The 17,084-nt window shown below is 70.4% G+C and carries 7 protein-coding genes and 1 pseudogene; 5 read left to right on the top strand and 3 right to left on the bottom strand.

From position 1 onward, the window contains the following. Positions 1-6: 6 nt before the first annotated feature. The gene (locus tag ACO2Q2_RS01700; RefSeq protein ID WP_423254238.1) at positions 7-2,142 is read right to left on the bottom strand and encodes a RelA/SpoT family protein; all 2,136 of its coding nucleotides are present in this window, start codon (positions 2,140-2,142) and stop codon (positions 7-9) included. Between the two features lie 124 nt (positions 2,143-2,266). Here ACO2Q2_RS01700 and ACO2Q2_RS01695 point away from each other — a divergent pair, with 124 nt between their 5' ends. Next, entirely contained in the window at positions 2,267-2,764 is a 498-nt protein-coding gene (locus ACO2Q2_RS01695) for a hypothetical protein (protein ID WP_423254039.1), read from the top strand. Positions 2,765-2,779: 15 nt separating this feature from the next. Here ACO2Q2_RS01695 and hrpA read toward each other — a convergent pair. Continuing rightward, a pseudogene (gene hrpA, locus ACO2Q2_RS01690) lies at positions 2,780-6,822 on the bottom strand (ATP-dependent RNA helicase HrpA). 121 nt (positions 6,823-6,943) lie between these two features. Between hrpA and ACO2Q2_RS01685 the strand changes: the two are divergent. Next, entirely contained in the window at positions 6,944-7,411 is a 468-nt protein-coding gene (locus tag ACO2Q2_RS01685; protein ID WP_423254037.1) for a Dps family protein, read from the top strand. Here ACO2Q2_RS01685 and ACO2Q2_RS01680 read toward each other — a convergent pair. Further along, positions 7,404-8,132, bottom strand: a complete 729-nt coding sequence (locus ACO2Q2_RS01680) for a transposase (RefSeq protein ID WP_423254036.1) — start codon at positions 8,130-8,132, stop codon at positions 7,404-7,406. The genes ACO2Q2_RS01685 and ACO2Q2_RS01680 overlap by 8 nt on opposite strands. Before the next feature lie 669 nt (positions 8,133-8,801). On the opposite strand from ACO2Q2_RS01680, the gene ACO2Q2_RS01675 reads away from it, so the two are divergent. The 3 genes from ACO2Q2_RS01675 (at position 8,802) to ACO2Q2_RS01665 (ending at position 17,052) form a co-directional block, all read left to right on the top strand. Beyond that, complete coding sequence (locus ACO2Q2_RS01675; RefSeq protein WP_423254237.1) at positions 8,802-11,342, top strand: glycosyltransferase family 2 protein; 2,541 nt, start codon at positions 8,802-8,804, stop codon at positions 11,340-11,342. A gap of 132 nt (positions 11,343-11,474) precedes the next feature. Continuing rightward, positions 11,475-13,238, top strand: coding sequence for an autotransporter assembly complex protein TamA (locus tag ACO2Q2_RS01670; RefSeq protein ID WP_423254035.1), 1,764 nt, complete (start codon positions 11,475-11,477; stop codon positions 13,236-13,238). Positions 13,239-13,248: 10 nt separating this feature from the next. Then, entirely contained in the window at positions 13,249-17,052 is a 3,804-nt protein-coding gene (locus ACO2Q2_RS01665) for a translocation/assembly module TamB domain-containing protein (RefSeq protein ID WP_423254034.1), read from the top strand. Positions 17,053-17,084 lie beyond the last annotated feature (32 nt).

Here is a 17,084-nt window from a genome sequence, read left to right as displayed (position 1 = left end):
GCCGGCTCAGCGGCCACCGACGCGCCGTGCATCGACCACGTTGGGCAGCGCCCCCAGCCTGGCCAGCAGGTGCGAGAGCTGCTCGTAGTCGCGCACGCGCAGGGTGAAGCGCATCTCCACCTCGCCGGTGCGCACGAACATGCGGCTGGAGGAGGCGATGATCGGGATGTTCGCGTTGCTGATCGCCGCGGTGACGTCCTTCTGCAGGCCCTTGCGGTCGTAGCCGTGCAGCTCGATGTCGACCTGGTAGGCCTGCGCCGCCGCGCGCCCCCAGCTGACGTCGATCACCCGCTCGGGATCGCGCCGCGCCAGTCGCGCCAGCGCGGCGCAGTCGGCGCGATGCACCGACACGCCGCGCCCGCGGGTGACGAAGCCGCGCACCGGATCGCCCGGCAGCGGCTGGCAGCAGCGCGCCAGCACGGTGAGCAGGTTGCCCACGCCCTCGATGCGCAGCGCGCTCTGGTCGATCGCCGGCGCGCGCGATGCCGGCAGTGCGGGCGTCGCCTCGGGCGGCGTCGGGGGCTGCGCGGCCTCCTGCAGCAGGCGCGAAATCTGTCCCGGGTTCACCTCGCCCAGCGCCAGCGCGATCAGCAGCTCGTCGTGCGTCTTCAGGTGGAACTGCGCGGGCAGGCCGGCGAGATCGGCGTTGGGCATCGCCAGGCGCTTGAGTTCGCGCTCCAGCATGGCGCGGCCGGCGGCGAGGTTGGCGTCGTGCGCGATGCGGCGGAACCACGCGCGCACCTTCTCCCGCGCCCGCGCCGTGTTGAGGTAGCCGTGATGGGCGGAGAGCCAGTCGCGGCTGGGCTCGCCGACCCGGGTGGTGAGGATCTCCACCCGGTCGCCGCTGCGCGGCTGGTACGTCAGCGGCACGATGCGGCCGTTGACCTTGGCCCCGCGGCAGCGATGCCCGACCTCGGTGTGCACGTGGTAGGCGAAATCCAGCACGGTGGCGCCGTGTGGCAGGTCGAACACCTCGCCCTTGGGCGTCAGCAGGTAGACGCGGTCCTCGACCAGTTCGGTCTGCAGCTCGGCGGCCAGTTCGCCGTCGCCGTCGGCGCGCGGTTCGAGCAGCTTGCGCATCCAGGCGATCTTCGACTCGAACTCCGCGTCGGCGCTGCCGCCCTCCTTGTAGCGCCAGTGCGCGGCCACGCCCAGCTCGTTGGCCCGATGCATCTCGTGGGTGCGGATCTGCACTTCCAGCGTCTTGCCGCGCGGGCCGATCACCGCGGTGTGCAGCGAGCGGTAGCCGTTGGTCTTGGGCCGCGCCACGTAGTCGTCGAACTCGCCCGGCAGGTAAGGCCACAGCGTGTGCACCACGCCGAGCGCGGCGTAGCAGTCGGCCACGCTGTCGACCAGGATGCGCACGGCGCGGATGTCGTACAGGTCGGAAAAATCCAGCGCCTTGCGCTGCATCTTTTTCCAGATCGAATAGATGTGCTTGGGCCGCCCGGCCAGTTCGGCACGGATGCCGACGGCGGTCAGCGCCCTGCCCAGTTCGGCCAGCGACTCGCGGATGAACTGCTCGCGGTCTTCGCGGCGTTCGTCGAGCAGCTTGGCGATGCGGCGGTAGGTGTCCGGTTCCAGGCAGCGGAATGCCAGATCCTCCAGCTCCCACTTCAGCTGCCAAATGCCGAGCCGGTTGGCCAGCGGGGCGTGGATGTCGCGGGTCAGCCGCGCCAGCTCGGCGCGCGCCGGTTCCGGCAGCGCCAGCGCCGTGCGCATGCGCGCCAGCTGCCGCGCCAGCAGCACGAACACCACGCGCAGATCGCGGATGATCGCCAGCAGCAGCCGGCGCAAGCCTTCGGAACTGGCCGCGCCGCCGCGCTGCGCGTGCAGCGCCCACACCTTTTCGGCGGCCTGCTGGCCGTCCACCAGCCGGCGCAGCTCCGGCGCCAGCGCGCCCGCCTGCGCCTCGTAGGCCGCCGGCGCCGCCTGCGCCAGTGCAAACCACAGCGCGGCGGCCTGGGTCTGCGCATCGCAGCCGAGCATCACCAGCAAGTCCAGCACGTCGGCGCATTCGCCCTGCAGCACCGGTGCCTCGGCGCAGGCATCGAGCGCGGCGACCAGCTCGGCGGGCAGCTCGGCGCGGCGCGCCAGCCAGGGCGCGAGCGTGGGCGTGTTGCCGTGGGTGATGGGGATCATCGCGGTGCCGTGGGAGCGAGCGGTCATTCTATGCGAGCCCGGCCAATGCCGCGGCCACCCTGTCCGTCCACCGTGCAGCTCCGGTACGCTGTGCGCCGGCCCCACATCACCACGGTAGAACGCCATGCGCCCGCTCCCGCTGCCCACGCTGCCACTGTTCTGTGTCCTGCTGCTGATCGCGCCGGTGCCTGCGGGGGCGCAACACGCCGACGTCGACCCGCTGCGGCAGCGCATGGGTGAGGCCACCTTCCGCGATGCCGGCCTGGACCACCTCAGCGCGGCACAGCTCGCCGTGCTGGAGCGATGGCTGACGACCCATCCCGACGCGATGGTCGACGCGGTGCCCGCCTCGACCATGCCCATCGCCAGTGCGGTCAGCCACAGCAGCAACCCCAAGGCCGCCGTCGACAGCCGCATCGCTGGTTCCTTCGTCGGCTGGCACAAGGGCACGGTACTGACCCTGGAGAACGGCCAGCGCTGGCAGGTCAGCGACGACAGCACGCTGACCACCGGGCATGCGATCGAGCGCCCCGGCGTGCAGGTGACGCGGGCGCTGTTCGGCGGCTGGTGGCTGCGGGTGGATGGCTACAACACCCGTGCCCGCGTGCGTCCGGCCAACTGAGTCGGCCACCGCCGCTCAGCCGCTTTCCAGCGCCTCCAGCGCCCGCGCCAGCCGCTTCGCCGACACCGGCTCGGCGGTCTTGAGCTCCTGCGCGAACAGCGACACGCGCCACTCCTCGATCAGCCAGCGCAGCTCGTCCAGATCGTCGCGGCCTTCCGCGCGATGGTTGAGGTAGGCGCGCCAGTACGGCAGCACCTGCAGCATGCGCTGCTGGTCTTTGGACGGATCCTGCCGCAGCCGCTCGGCGCGCAGGCGCATGGCCTTGAGATAGCGCGGCAGATGCGCCAGTCGCGCGGTCGACAGCTCGCGCGCGAAGCCGGCGCTGAGCAGGGCGTCGAGCTGCTCGTGCAGGTCGTCGTAGCTGGCGCGGGCGAAGCCCATCAGCGGCGGCTGCAGCCACGGCTTCAGCTCCGCCTGCGCCTCGATGATCGGCTCGGCCAGCTGCAGCCGCTCCACTGCGCAGGCGAACAGCTCGCGCGACGCCTGCGTGCGCAGCGCTTCGAAGGCGCCAGCGGTGCGCACGTCCAGTTCGTGCCGATCGAGCAGGTCGGCGAAGCCGCCCTCGACCAGATCCTCGCGCAGGCTGTCGATGCTGCCCAGCGGCGCGTACTTGAGCGACAGCGCGTGGGCGATCGGCAGGCGACGGCGCGCCTGCTTCATGTCGGCGGCCAGCGCGTTGCGCAGCAGCCGGATCACGCCGGCGCGATGCGCCTGCGCCGCCTCGTCGCGACGCTCGAACACGCGCAGCGCCACCGTCTCGCCCAGATCGACCAGCGCGGGAAACGCCAGCAGCCCGCCAGCCGAGCGCAGCTGCGCGGGAATCTCCTCGAAATCCCAACTGGCCACGTCTTCGCGGGTGAGCTCCACGTCGGTCTTGCGCGAGAACGCCTCGCGCGCCGGGCCTTCCCACTGCGCGCGCAGCGCGGCCAGATCGCGCGAGGCGGCCAGCGTGCGGCCGCTGTCGTCGTGCAGGCGGTAGCGCATGGAGAAATGCGGCGGCAGTTCCACCGCGGCAAATTCCGCGGCGCTGACCTCGACGCCCGTCGTGCGCTTGAGAAAGGCGGCCAACGCCTTCGCCAGCGGCTCGTCGCGCGGCGCCTCGGCCTCGACGAAGGCGCGGGCGAAATCCGGCGCGGGCACGAAGTTGCGCCGCAGCGCCCTGGGCAGGCCGCGGATCAGCTCGGCCACCTTCTCGGCCAGCAGGCCGGGCACCAGCCACTCGCAGCGCGCGGTGGGCAGCGCGTTGAGCATGGCCAGCGGCAGGTGCAGGGTGACACCGTCGGCGTCGTCGCCGGGCACGAAGCGGTATTCCAGCCGGTAGCGCTGCGTGCCCATCTCCAGGCTGGCCGGGAACGCCTTGGGATCGAGTCCCGCGCCACCCACCATCACGTCGTCGATCGACCAGCGCAGCGCCGCCTGCTCGGCCGGACGCGCCTTGCGGTACCACGCCTCCAGCGCGCGGCTGCTGGCGATGTCCCCGGGCAGCTTGCCCTCGAAGAAGGCGACCAGTTCGTCCTCGTGGCGGATCAGGCCCTCGCGCCGCTGCTTCGCCTCGATGCCGCGGGCGTCTTCCAGCACGCGCTGGTTGGCGCGCAGGAAATCCACCTTCGCCTCGATGTCGCCGCGCACCAGCGCCTCGCGCAGGAAGATCCGGTGCGCCAGCGCGGGATCCTGCGGCTGGAACGTCACCGCGCGCCGCTCCACCAGGTTCAGCCCGAACAGGCTCACCTGCTCGTAGGCCACCACGCAGCCGCGCTTCTTCGACCAGTGCGGCTCGCGGCAGCTGGACTTGACCAGCTGCGCGGCCTGCTCCTCGATCCATTGCGGCTCGACGCGGGCACACATCATGCCCCACACCTTGCCGCCGATATCGAGGATCTGCGCGGCGAACACCCAGTTCGGCGGCAGCCTGGCCAGCGCCGAGCCGGGGAAGATCTGGAACCTGCGCTCGCGCGTGCTGCGGAACACGCCCTTCTCGTCCTTGCGGCCGACCTGGGTCGGCAGGCCGGCCAGGAGGCTGCGGTGGATGGACTCGAACAGGCGGGATGCCGCGCCCTCCTGATCAATAGCGGGCTTTTCGCGTTCGCCCCCTCTACCCGTCGGGGAGAGGGAGCAGATCCCGAATGGGCCGAACCATCCAGCACCCAGCCCAACTCCCCCACCACCAGCAACAGCTGCCGATGCAGCTCGCGCCATTCGCGCAGGCGCAGGAACGACAGGAAATGCCGCGAGCACCAGTCGCGCAGTTTGGACTGCGTGAGCTCCTCGCTGGCGTCGTGATAGGCGCGCCACAGGTTGAGCACGCCGAGGAAGTCGGACTTCGGATCGGTGAACGCCGCATGCGCCGCGTCCGCTTGCGCTCGCGCATCGGCCGGGCGCTCGCGCGGATCCTGGATGCTGAGGAAGGACACCACCGTCAGCAGCTCGCGCAGGCAGCCGAGCCGGCGCGCCTCCACCAGCATGCGCGCCAGTTGCACGTCGATCGGCAGGCGCGCCAGCTCGCGGCCGATGGCGGTGAGCTCGCGGCGCTCGTCGATCGCGGAGATTTCGGCGAGACGGCGGTAGCCGTCGGCGATCACCCGCGAGTCTGGCGCTTCCAGGAACGGGAATTGGTCCACCTCGCCCAGCTTCAGCGCCAGCATGCGCAGGATCACGTTGGCCAGCGAGGAGCGCAGCAGTTCCGGATCGGTGTAGGCCGCGCGCGTGGCGAATTCCGCCTCGTCGTACAGGCGGTAGCAGATGCCCGGGCCGATGCGGCCGCAGCGGCCCTTGCGCTGGTCGGCGGCGGCCTGCGAGATCGGCTCCACGTGCAGCCGTTCGAGCTGGCTGCGCTGGCTGTAGCGCTTGACCCGCGCGGTGCCGGTGTCGACCACGTAGCGGATCCGCGGCACGGTGAGCGAGGTCTCGGCCACGTTGGTGGCCAGCACCACGCGGCGCTTCGGGCCGGGCTTGAACACGCGGTCCTGGTCGCCGGCGGAGAGCCGCGCATACAGCGGCAGGATCTCGGTTTCGAGGTACTGCCGGCGCGACAGCAGCAGGTGCGCGTCGCGGATCTCGCGCTCGCCGGGGAGGAACACCAGCACGTCGCCCGGGCCACCGCTCAGGGATCGGTCGGCGACGATCTCGTCGATCACGGCGGCGATGTGCTCGGCGCTGCCCTGCTGGAAATTCGACCGTAGGAGCGCACCCTGTGCGCGACCGCCTTTCGGCACGGCAGGAGAAGCGTCGCGCACAGGGTGCGCTCCTACCGGCGTGTCCACCGGACGCCAGCGCAGCTCCACCGGATACGCCCGCCCCTCCACCGACACCACCGGCGCGCCGTCGAAGTGCTCGGCGAAACGCGCCGTGTCGATCGTCGCCGAGGTGACGATGATCTTCAGCTCCGGCCGCTTGGCGGCGAGCCGCTTGAGGTAGCCGAGCAGGAAGTCGATGTTGAGGCTGCGCTCGTGCGCCTCGTCGATGATCAGCGTGTCGTAGCTCGACAGCCATGGATCGCCCTGCGTCTCGGCCAGCAGGATGCCGTCGGTCATGAACTTCACCAGCGTGCGGTCGGAGACCTTGTCGGTGAAGCGCACCTGGAAGCCGACCTGGTCGCCGATGGCGGTGCCCAGTTCTTCCGCCACGCGGTTGGCCACCGAGCGGGCGGCCAACCGGCGCGGCTGGGTGCAGCCGATCATGCCGGCTTCGCCGCGCCCGGCGGCCAGGCACAGCTTGGGCAGCTGGGTGGTCTTGCCCGAGCCGGTCTCGCCGGCGATCACCACCACCTGGTGTTTGCGGATCAGCTCGACGATCTCGTCGGCGCGCGCGGTGATCGGCAGTGATTCGTCGAGCGTCACCGCCGGCTTGGCGGCCACGCGCGCCCGCCGCTTCGCCACCGAAGCCTCGATCGCCGCGGCCAGCGCGTCGAGTTTCGCGCCATCGGGCTGGCGCGACAGTCCCCGCCAGCGTCCGAGCAGGCGGCCGAAGTCGCGGCTGCACACGCCGTCGAGCGCGCGACGCAGCTCGCGCAGGCGGGCATCAGGCGGAGCAGAGGGAGCGTGGGCGGCGGAGTCGTTCATGCGGCCGCACATGATAGCGGCAGGCTATCGCCGGCATCGGCAGGTTTCATTTCACCACCACGGTGCCTCCGACTATGCTGGAAACCCTGACACGACAAGCCACCCGAAGGAGCCCCCCCCCATGGCCATGAACATCGGTATTGCCAAGAAGGATCGTGAAGCGGTCGCCAAGCAGCTGTCCAAGCTGCTGGCCGACACCTACTCGCTGTACCTCAAGACCCACAGCTTCCACTGGAACGTCACCGGCCCGCAGTTCAACTCCCTGCACGCGATGTTCGAGACCCAGTACAACGAGCTGTGGCTGGCCGCCGACGAAGTGGCCGAGCGCATCCGCACGCTGGACGTGTTCGCGCCGGGCTCCTACAGCCAGTTCGGCAAGCTCAGCTCGGTGAAGGAAGAGTCCGGCGTGCCGGAGTGGAAGGAGATGGTGGCCCAGCTGGTGGAAGGTCACGAGATCGTGGCGCACACCGCGCGCAGCGCGATCAAGGCGGCCTCGGCCGCCGGCGACGAAGGCACCGCCGACATGGTCACCGGCCGCCTGAAGGAGCACGAGAAGACCGCCTGGATGCTGCGCTCGCTGCTCAAATGAGCTCGTACCGCTCGACCAGCAGCGCCACGAATATCAGCAGCATCCAAGTGCCGGCACTCAGCCCCCGGTCTCCATCCCGCCAGCGCTCGCGCAGCGAGCGAAAGGCGATGGGATAACGCTCCGTCCTCTTCATTTCGCTTCCCATGCGCAAGGCGGTGGGCAGATCGCCCACCGCCTGACCTCGATCAACCCTGATGCCGTCCCGATGTTTCTTCATGGTGGCCGCCAGGCGCTTGAACGGCGCCAGCCGACAGCGGCGCGCCCAACGGATCCAGGCGTCCAGCAGCGCCTTGGCCTGCGTGGCATCGGCGCTGCGGGAAAACACCTCGCGCAGCGCCTGCTTGAGCCGCCACGCGCGCGCCGTTTGCAGGTTCGAGCGCTGCAGCCAGTGCATCTGCTCGACCTGCTTGCGTGTCCACGTGGTGGCGTCCTTGAGCGTGCCCCAGCGGATGCCTTTGAGGTCGGCCTCGTGCTTGACCTCGGCCCGGCGCACCTGATCCAGCGCCGTGTTGGCCAGCGCCACCACGTGGAACGGATCGAAGCTGACCTTGGCGTTGGGACAATGCTTGCGCGTTCCGGCCTGGTAAGCCGCGCCCAAGTCCAGACTGACGTCCGTGATCGCCGCGGCGTCGCCGCCGTGGGCGGCCAGATCCTCGGCGAAGGCCTCGAAGGTCGCCGCATCCTTGCCTTGGGTGGCAAACAACAGGCGGCGCGCATCCATGTCGCAGAACATCGTCAGGTAGCGGTGCCCTTGCGCGCACTGCGTTCGTCGGCGCTGACACGGCGCACCGTGGAATAATCCTCGCGCGCCCGCGCCGCCTCGACGTGAAAGTCCAGCACGCGCCACACGCGGTCGGGTCGTTGCGCGCGTCCGGAAGCCTGCGCAAAGGCTTGCGATTTCCAGCATGGCGTGTGCGACAACCTGCCGCATGAGGCGCGCACCATCCGCGCTTGAAAAAAAATATTCGGCGCTCCGGCGTGTCACTTCACCCATCGCCAGTCCATGGGAAGACCAAGCACGGCGGCACCCCATGCTCCGAACTTGAGGATCGTCATCCCGGCGACTCTCCACCGCCGCCGGGATGACGAAAGGTGGCGAACTCCGGAGCTCGGTGCATGGGAGTGACGCCTACCCCTTCGCCACTCGATGTTCTCGTCGATGCGCAATGGCGATCAAATCCCGAGAATCCCGAGGCTGTCATTCCTGCGAAGGGCTTTCCGGTACATCGGCATCGATTGGCCCTGCGCCGGGGTTTCGGTAAGCTCCGCAGGCTTTCCGGCCTCATCGTGGAGGCTGTCCCGGGGATTTTCTTTGAGCGCCACACCAGCAACGAACGACCGTCGCCATCCCCTGCTGGTTGCCCTCCTGCTTGCCCTGATCGTGGCCGCGATGAACATCGGCCTGTGGTGGTGGGGCAACCTGCCGCACGGCCCGGACGACTGGCATGGCCCGATCAACGGCTTCTCGGTGTCGGTGTTCCAGCGCTACCAGAACCCGCTCAAGCAGGATTTCCCCAGCGACGCGCAGATCGACAGCGACCTGAAGCTGCTGCGCAAGTACACCGGCCGCATCCGTACCTATTCCACGCTGGAGAACCCGCAGATCTACCGCCTAGCGCGGCAGGACGGCCTGAAGGTGATGGCCGGCGCCAACATCGACACGCGCGAGCGCAACAACGAGCGCGAGATCGACCAGCTGATCGCGCTGGCCAACCGTTACCCCGACACCATCGAGCGGGTGATCGTGGGCAACGAGGTGCTGTTCCGCGGCGACCAGACGCTGGAGCAGATGATCCGCTATCTCGACCGCGTGCGCGCCCATGTGCGCCAGCCGGTGTCGATCGCCGAGCCGGACTACATCTGGATCAAGTATCCGGAGCTGGCCGAGCACGTGGACTTCGTCACCATCCACCTGTTCCCGTTCTGGAACGGCGTCGGCACCAACGTCGACGCGCGACGCGACGGCGCGCTGGACCAGGCGCTGGGCGCCTACGACAACATCCAGCGCATGTATCCGACCAAGCACATCGTGGTCGGCGAGATCGGCTGGCCGTCCAACGGTGACCGCCAGAAATACGCGCGCCCGTCGGTGTCCAACGAGGCAATCTTCATCCGCCACTGGCTCAACGCGGCCAAGGCACGGAACATCGACTACTACCTGCTGGAAGCATTCGACCAACCGTGGAAGGAGAACCTGGGCGAAGGCCGCACCGGCGCCTACTGGGGCATGTTCAATGCCGACCGGCAGATGAAGTTTCCGTTCACCGGGCCGGTGGTGGAGGACACCTCCTGGCCGGCCAAGGCGCTGGCCGCCAGCCTGCTGGCGCTGATCCCGATGGTGTGGTTCGGCCGGCACTTCAGCCGCTTCAAGCTGATGGGGCGGTTCTTCTACGCCGCGTTGATCCAGCTGGCCTGCGGGTTGATCGTGTGGTCGGCCACGCTGCCGTTCAACTTCTACCTGAGCTGGGTCGACTGGACCATGCTCACGCTGCTGTTCCCGGCGCAGATCGCGATCCTGGCGATCCTGCTGATCAACGGTTTCGAGTTCACCGAGGTGCTGTGGCAGAGGGACTGGATCCGCCATGCCGGCATGCTGCGTCCCGATCCGCCGGAAAAGCAGCCGTTCGTGTCGATCCACCTGGCCTGCTACAACGAGCCGCCGGAGATGGTGCAAGTCACGCTGGACTCGCTCGTCGCGCTGGACTACGACAACTTCGAAGTGCTGGTGATCGACAACAACACCAAGGATCCGGCGGTGTGGAAGCCGGTGCAGGCCTACTGTGAAAAGCTCGGACCGCGCTTCCGATTCTTCCATCTGGAGCCGTGGCCGGGCTTCAAGGCCGGCGCGCTGAACTTCGGCCTGAAGGAAACCGATCCGCGCGCCGACGTGGTGGCGGTGATCGACGCCGACTACGTGGTGCGCCACGACTGGCTGGCCAGCCTCACCGGCTACTTCCACGACCCGAAGGTGGCCGTGGTGCAGTGCCCGCAGGCGCATCGCGATTTCGAGCACAACGCGTTCCGCCGCATGACCGCGTGGGAGTTCGACGGCTTCTTCCGCATCGGCATGCACCACCGCAACGAGCGCAACGCGATCATCCAGCACGGCACCATGACCATGGTGCGGCGCTCGGCGCTGGAAGGCACCGGCGGCTGGTCGGAGTGGACCATCTGCGAGGACGCCGAGCTGGGCCTGCGCCTGATGCACGCCGGCTACGAGCTGGTCTACGTCGACGAGCTGATGGGCAAGGGCCTCACCCCCGCCGACTTCAAGGCGTACAAGAGCCAGCGCTACCGCTGGGCGTTCGGCGCGATGCAGATCCTCAAGGGTCGCTGGAGCTGGATGGTCAAGAAGGGGCCGCTGTCGGCGGGCCAGCGCTTCCACTTCCTCACCGGCTGGTTCAGCTGGTTCGCCGACGCGCTGCATCTGATCTTCACCCTGATGGCGCTGTTCTGGACCGCCGGCATGGTGGCGTTCCCGCAGTACTTCAGCCTGCCGATGCAGCTGTTCCTGATCCCGGTGATCGGTTTCTTCTTCGCCAAGGCGATCTTCGGCATCGTGCTGTACCGGGCTCGCGTGCCGTGCAGCTGGTACGACGCGCTCATGGCCTCGCTGGCCAGCATGAGCCTGTCCCACGCGATCGCCCGCGGCATCCTGCACGGGCTCACCCGCCAGAAGACCTCGTTCGTGGTCACCGCCAAGAGCCGCCGGCTGGGCGAATCGGGCTTTGCCGCCTTCGCCCCGGTGCGCGAGGAGCTGCTGATGGCGCTGGCGCTGGTGGGCTGCATCGTCGGCATGGCGCTGTCCTACGGCACACGCTACATCGAGGGCACGCTGTGGATGTTCATCCTCGGCGCGCAGGCGATCCCGTATTTCTCCGCGGTGATCGGCGCGTGGATCGCGCACAAGGCGGGCGACAAGGCCGGCTGAGCGGCCCGCTCCATCGCGCTTGTCGATGCCGGCCGGGAGCGGCCTGCGGCGCCGCGTTCATCGGATGCGCACCCGCGCTCCGGTAAGCTGCCACGCCGCATTCGTCATCCGACAAGGACGTAGCCGCACGTCATGCGCCGCCTCCGACGCCTGAGCCTGCTCGCCCTGCTCGCCCTGCTTCCCGCGGCGGCGCAGGCCGGCGTGACGCTGGTGGTGGACGGCGTGGGCAATGACCTCAAGGGTGCCGTCACCGCCGGCGTGGAGCTGTCGCAGTACGCCACGCGCGAGGTCAGCGATGCGCAGGTGCGCCGCCTGTACGCGCGCGCGCCGAACCAGGTGCGCGCGGCGCTGCGCCCCTACGGCTACTACGAGGCTTCGGTCGATGCGGACCTGCAGCGGGTCGGCAAGGACTGGCGCGTCACGCTGCACGTGAAGCCCGGCGCGCCGGTGAAGATCACCGAAGTGAACGTGGCGCTGGACGCCGGTGCCGCCGCGATCGGCCCGATCCGCCGCGCCCGGCGCGCGATCGAAAAGCTCAAGGGCCAGACCCTCAACGACGGCGCCTACGACGCCGCGCGCGACGCGCTGAGCGGCCAGCTCACCGCGCACGGCTTCCTCGGCGCGAAGCTGGTCACCCATCGGGTGGAGGTGACGCGCGCCAGCCACAGCGCGGTGATCCGCCTGGCGTGGGAAGCCGGCCCGCGCTACCGCTTCGGCACGGTGCGGTTCGAGGGTTCGCCGTTCCGCGAAGGCTTCCTCGATCGCTACCTGCCGTTCAAGCCGGGCGACTACTTCTCGCAGGACAGGCTGCTGGACCTGCAGCAGGCACTCAACGGCGCGGACTATTTCTCGGTGGTCAACGTGCTGCCCGAGGTGGACGACGCGAAGGACGGCACGGTCGCCATCGTCGTGCAGCTGGTGCCGGCCAGGCGCACCGTCTACACCGGCGGGCCGTTCATCGGCACCGACACCGGTGTCGGCCTGCGCGGTGGCGTCACCCGGCGCTGGGTCAACGACCGCGGCCACACCTGGAAGAACGAGCTGGTGGTGGCACAGCGGCTGAAGACGCTGTCCACGCTGTATTCGATTCCCCTGCCCGGCCGCAACCAGCGCAGTCTCAACGTCGGCGCCAATTTCCGCGATGCCAACACCACCACCTCGCAGTCGCGCACGCTGGAGCTGGTCGGCAACGAAACCCGCCTGTGGCACGGCTGGACACGCACGCTGGGCGCGCACGCGCTGATCGGCACGTTCACCGTGGGCAAGCGCGGCAACGAGCCGGACAACGCGCCCGGCATCGAGCACGGCCGCAGCCAGCTGCTGTTCGCCGAGGCCGCGCTGGCGCGCAAGAAGGGCGACAACCCGATCTTCGTGCGCAAGGGCTGGTCGGTGAACCTGGCCGTGCGCAGCACCGCCGGCACGCTGCTGTCGGACACCCGCTTCACCCAGCTCACCGCCGACGCCAAGTGGATCCGCGCCTTCAAGGGTCGCAACCGGCTGATCCTGCGCGGCAGCGCCGGCATCACCTCCACCGGCAACTTCGACGCGCTGCCGCCGCAGCTGCGCTTCTTCGCCGGCGGCGACCGCTCGGTGCGCGGCTACGGCTTCCAGTCGATCGGCCCGAAGAACAGCTACGGCCGCGTGATCGGCGGGCGCAACCTGCTGGTGGCCAGCACCGAGGTGGAGCACTACTTCACGAAGCACTGGGGCATGGCCGCGTTCGTCGACGCCGGCAACGCGTTCAGCGGCACCGACTACCAGCCGAAGATCGGCGCGGGCCTGGGCGTGCGCTGGCTGTCGCCGGTAGGCATGATCCGCGTCGACCTGGGCACCCCGGTGCACAACGCCGAGAAGCACGGCATCGAGCTGCACATCGTGATCGGACCGGACCTGTGAGGACGCGCGCATGACCGACGCCGCCACCCCGTCCACAGTCGGCCGCCGCCGCTGGCCGCGGCGGCTGGCGCTGGGCCTGCTCGCCGTGATCGCACTGCTCGGCGCCGCCGGCTTCTGGCTGCTCGGCACCGGCGCGGGTCTGCGCTTTGCGCTGGCGCGCGCGGCGAGCGCCAGCGGCGGTGCGCTGCAGGTGGACCAGGCAGCGGGACGGCTGATCGGCCCGCTGACCCTGCGCGAGCTGCGGTATCGCGACGCCAGCGGCCTCGACGTGCGCGTGGCGCAGGCGCAGCTCGACCTGGCCGTGTGGCCGCTGCTGCGCCGTCAGTTGCACCTGCTCGACCTGCAGGCCGACGGCATGGCCGTGGCGCTGGCGCCCGCGGCGCCGCCGACGGCCAGCAAATCCCGCTTCAGCCTGCAGCCGCCGCTGGACATCGTGATCGATCGCGCCCACGTGGGCCGCGTGCGCATCACCCGGCCCGATCGCGACGGGAAGGCGCAGCCGGTGTTCGCCTCCGACCGGCTCGACCTGGCCGGCGCCTGGACCCGCGACGGCCTGCGCCTGCGCCAGCTCGACCTGCGCGGCCCCGACGGCAGCGTGCAATTGACCGGCGAGCTGGCCATCGGCGGCGACTACCGCGGCCGCAGCGATGGGCGCTTCGACTGGAGCGTGGCCAGGGTGAACTACGCCGGCGCGTTCCAGGCCCGCAGCGACGGCCGGCAGGCACAACTCACGCTGACGCTGACCCGCCCGGCCGCAGCCACGCTGAAGCTGTCGCTGGCGCCGAGCGGCGACTATCCGTGGACGGCCACGCTCGACGCGCCGCGCTTCGACCCCGCGCCGCTGCTCGGCCCCGACTCGACGCTCACCGCGCTGGCCGCCTCGCTGCGGGCCCGCGGCGACCGTCGCGGCGGCAGCGTCGAGGGGCGCGTCGATCTCGACGACTACACCGTGCGGCTCCAGCCGCTGCGCGCACGCTTCAGCGACAACTTCGGCACGTTGCAACTGGAGCAGCTGACGCTGTCCTCGCCACAGATTCCGGGCCAGCTCGATGCCAGCGGCCTCGTCCAGCTCTCCGCCGCACCGGTCAGCGCCGCGCTGGTTCTGCGCTGGAAGGGCGTGACGCTGCCGGCCGCGCTGGTCGGCCAGCCGCTCGCCAGCGAGGGCCATCTTTCCGTCAAGGGCAGCGCCGCGCGCTACCACGCCGGCGGCGAGCTGGCGCTTGGCCCGCCCGGGCAGACGGCGCAGCTGGCACTGGACCTGGACGGCACGCCGCGGCAGATCGCCCTGCACACGCTGCGCCTGGTGCAGGCCAAGGGCCAGCTCGATGCCTCCGGCACACTGACCCTGCAGCCGGCACTCGCCTGGCAGGGCGAAGCCACCGCCGAGCGCTTCGATCCCGGCCAGCTGTTCGCCGGCTGGAGCGGCGCGCTCGACGCCGACCTGGCCAGCACCGGCGCGCGGCAGGCGCAGGGGCTGGATGCCACGCTGGAGCTGCGCCGGCTCGCCGGCACGCTGCGCCAGCGTCCCGTACGCGGCCGCGGCCGGCTGCACCTGTCGCCGGCGCAGGTGCTCGACGGCATGCTCGAACTCGCCTCCGGCGGCAGCACCGTGCGCCTCGCGGCCAAGCCGGGCGCCAGCAACGACGCCAGGCTCACACTGGCGATCGCCTCGCTGGCCGACTGGCTGCCCGACGCGGGTGGCCGTCTGGACGGCCATCTCGCCATCCGCGGCAAGATCCCGCGGCTCAGCGTGAACGGCACGCTGCAGGGCCAGCGGCTGAGCTGGCAGCAGCAGCATCTGGACGCGCTGCGGCTGATCGTCGGCGTGCCCGACATCCACGCCCCCAGCGGCAAGCTCGACGTGGACGGTCGCGGCCTGCGGGTGGCCGGCGGCCTCGCCTTCGACCGTCTGCACCTGCTCGCCGAAGGCAGCCAGGCGACCCATCGCCTCGCGCTGCAGGCCGACGGTCGCCAGCTGTCGATCAACCTGGCCCTGGATGGCTCACTCAAGAACGGCGCGTGGAGCGGCACGCTGGGCCGGCTCGACCTCGCCCCGCAGGGCCTGCCGCGCTGGCGCCTGCAACAGCCGACCGCGCTGGGATATCGCGACGGCGCGGCGAGCCTGGGCGAGCTGTGCCTCGGCGCCGGCGATCCGCTGCTGTGCGCCTCCGGCCGCCGCGACAAGGGCGGCAATCTCGACGCCAGCTACCGCCTGCGCGCGCTGCCGCTGGCGCTGATCCTCAACGCCGCCGGTATGGCCGACCTGCCGCTGCGCGCCGACGGCACGCTCGATGGCGACGGCCAGCTGCGCCGCAGCGCAAGCGGCGCGCTCAGCGGCCACGCCGCGATCCGCTCGGATGCCGGCACCGTCACCTACACCGACCATGCCGACCAGCCGCTGCTGGCCTATCGGCAGTTCGCCCTGCAGGCGCGGCTGACGCCCGGCGACCAGCGCGCCACCGTGCATGCCGAGCTCGACCACGATGGCCGTCTGGACGGCCAGCTGCGCATGCACGGCCCGGCGCAGACGCTGGACGGGACATTGGACCTGCGCCTCGACCAGCTGGCCGCGGTCGAGCTGCTCACCAGCGAGCTGGCCAACGTGAAGGGCGCGCTGGCCGGGCATGTCGTCATCGGCGGCACGCTCGGGCATCCGGCCGTGAGCGGCAACGCCCGCGTCGACGGCTTCGCCGCGGAAGTGCCTTCGGCCGGCCTCAAGCTCGGCGACGGCCGGCTCACCCTGACCAGCGCCGACGCCCGCACGCTGCAGATCGACGGCCAGGTGCACTCCGGCGAAGGCACGCTGGCGATCCGGGGCAGCGCCGGCCTCGCCGACGGCGGCACGGCCGAGCTCACCCTCAAGGGCAGCCGCTTCACGGCGGCGGACATCCCGGCGGCGCGCGTGGTGGTGTCGCCCGAGCTGGTGGTCAGGCAGGGCACGCAGGGCGTGGACGTCACCGGCCGCGTCGCGCTGGACAGCGCCGACATCGACCTGGCCCGGCTGCCCGGCGCCGGCGCCACCCGGGCATCGCCCGATGTCGTGGTAATGGACGAACAGACGCAGCAGGCAAAGGCCAAGGCGCTGCCGATCAGCGCCACCGTGGCGGTCGAGCTGGGGCCGCGCACCCACGTGGTCGGCATGGGCCTGGACGGCAAGCTGCGCGGCCAGCTGGTGGTGCGCGAGCGTCCCGGCCAGGCCACCACCGGCCAGGGCCAGGTGGACGTGGCCGGCACCTACCGCGCCTACGGCCAGAACCTGACCATCGAGCAAGGCCAGCTGCTGTTCGCCAGCACGCCGATCGACAACCCGCGCCTGAACCTCCGCGCGGTGCGCAAGCTCCATCCCAACGCCACCGTCGACGAAGGCCAGAAGGTCGGCCTGTACATCGCCGGCACCGCGCAGCGCCCGGTGCTCACGGTGTTCTCGCAGCCGGCGATGGAGCAGTCCGACGCGCTGTCCTACCTGATCACCGGCAAGCCGCTGTCCGAGGTGAGGGGCGGCGAAGGCTCGATGGTGAACTCCGCCGCGCAGGCGCTGGGCTCGGCCGGCGGCGACCTGCTGGCCAGGCGCATCGGCGCGCAGCTGGGCATGGACGACATCGGCGTGTCCAGCAACCAGGCACTGGGCGGCAGCTCGGCCTTCACCGTGGGCAAGTACCTGTCGCCGCGGCTGTACCTGAGCTACGGCGTGGGCCTGTTCCAACCGGGCCAGGTGATCACCCTGCGCTACCGGCTCAGCCAGCGCTGGAACTTCGAGGCGCAGAACGCCACCGACTTCAGCCGCGCCAGCTTCAACTACCGGCTGGAGCGCTGACCGAGGAGCCTGTCGGACTTTGGTCGGTCATG

Origin of the sequence: Dyella sp. KRB-257, from assembly GCF_049445995.1 — a bacterium.
GTDB lineage: Bacteria > Pseudomonadota > Gammaproteobacteria > Xanthomonadales > Rhodanobacteraceae > Dyella_A.
The sequence above is the reverse complement of the archived record's forward strand: the minus strand, read 5'-3'. Positions and strand labels throughout refer to the sequence as shown.

Bases quoted from the DNA above. Each gene is read 5' to 3' on its own strand.
- ACO2Q2_RS01665 (WP_423254034.1), top strand. From the start codon at position 13,249: ATGACCGACGCCGCCACCCCGTCCACAGTCGGCCGCCGCCGCTGGCCG.
- ACO2Q2_RS01670 (WP_423254035.1), top strand. From the start codon at position 11,475: ATGCGCCGCCTCCGACGCCTGAGCCTGCTCGCCCTGCTCGCCCTGCTT.
- ACO2Q2_RS01695 (WP_423254039.1), top strand. From the start codon at position 2,267: ATGCGCCCGCTCCCGCTGCCCACGCTGCCACTGTTCTGTGTCCTGCTG.
- ACO2Q2_RS01675 (WP_423254237.1), top strand. From the start codon at position 8,802: ATGAACATCGGCCTGTGGTGGTGGGGCAACCTGCCGCACGGCCCGGAC.
- ACO2Q2_RS01700 (WP_423254238.1), bottom strand. From the start codon at position 2,142: ATGATCCCCATCACCCACGGCAACACGCCCACGCTCGCGCCCTGGCTG.
- ACO2Q2_RS01685 (WP_423254037.1), top strand. From the start codon at position 6,944: ATGGCCATGAACATCGGTATTGCCAAGAAGGATCGTGAAGCGGTCGCC.
- ACO2Q2_RS01680 (WP_423254036.1), bottom strand. From the start codon at position 8,132: ATGGATGCGCGCCGCCTGTTGTTTGCCACCCAAGGCAAGGATGCGGCG.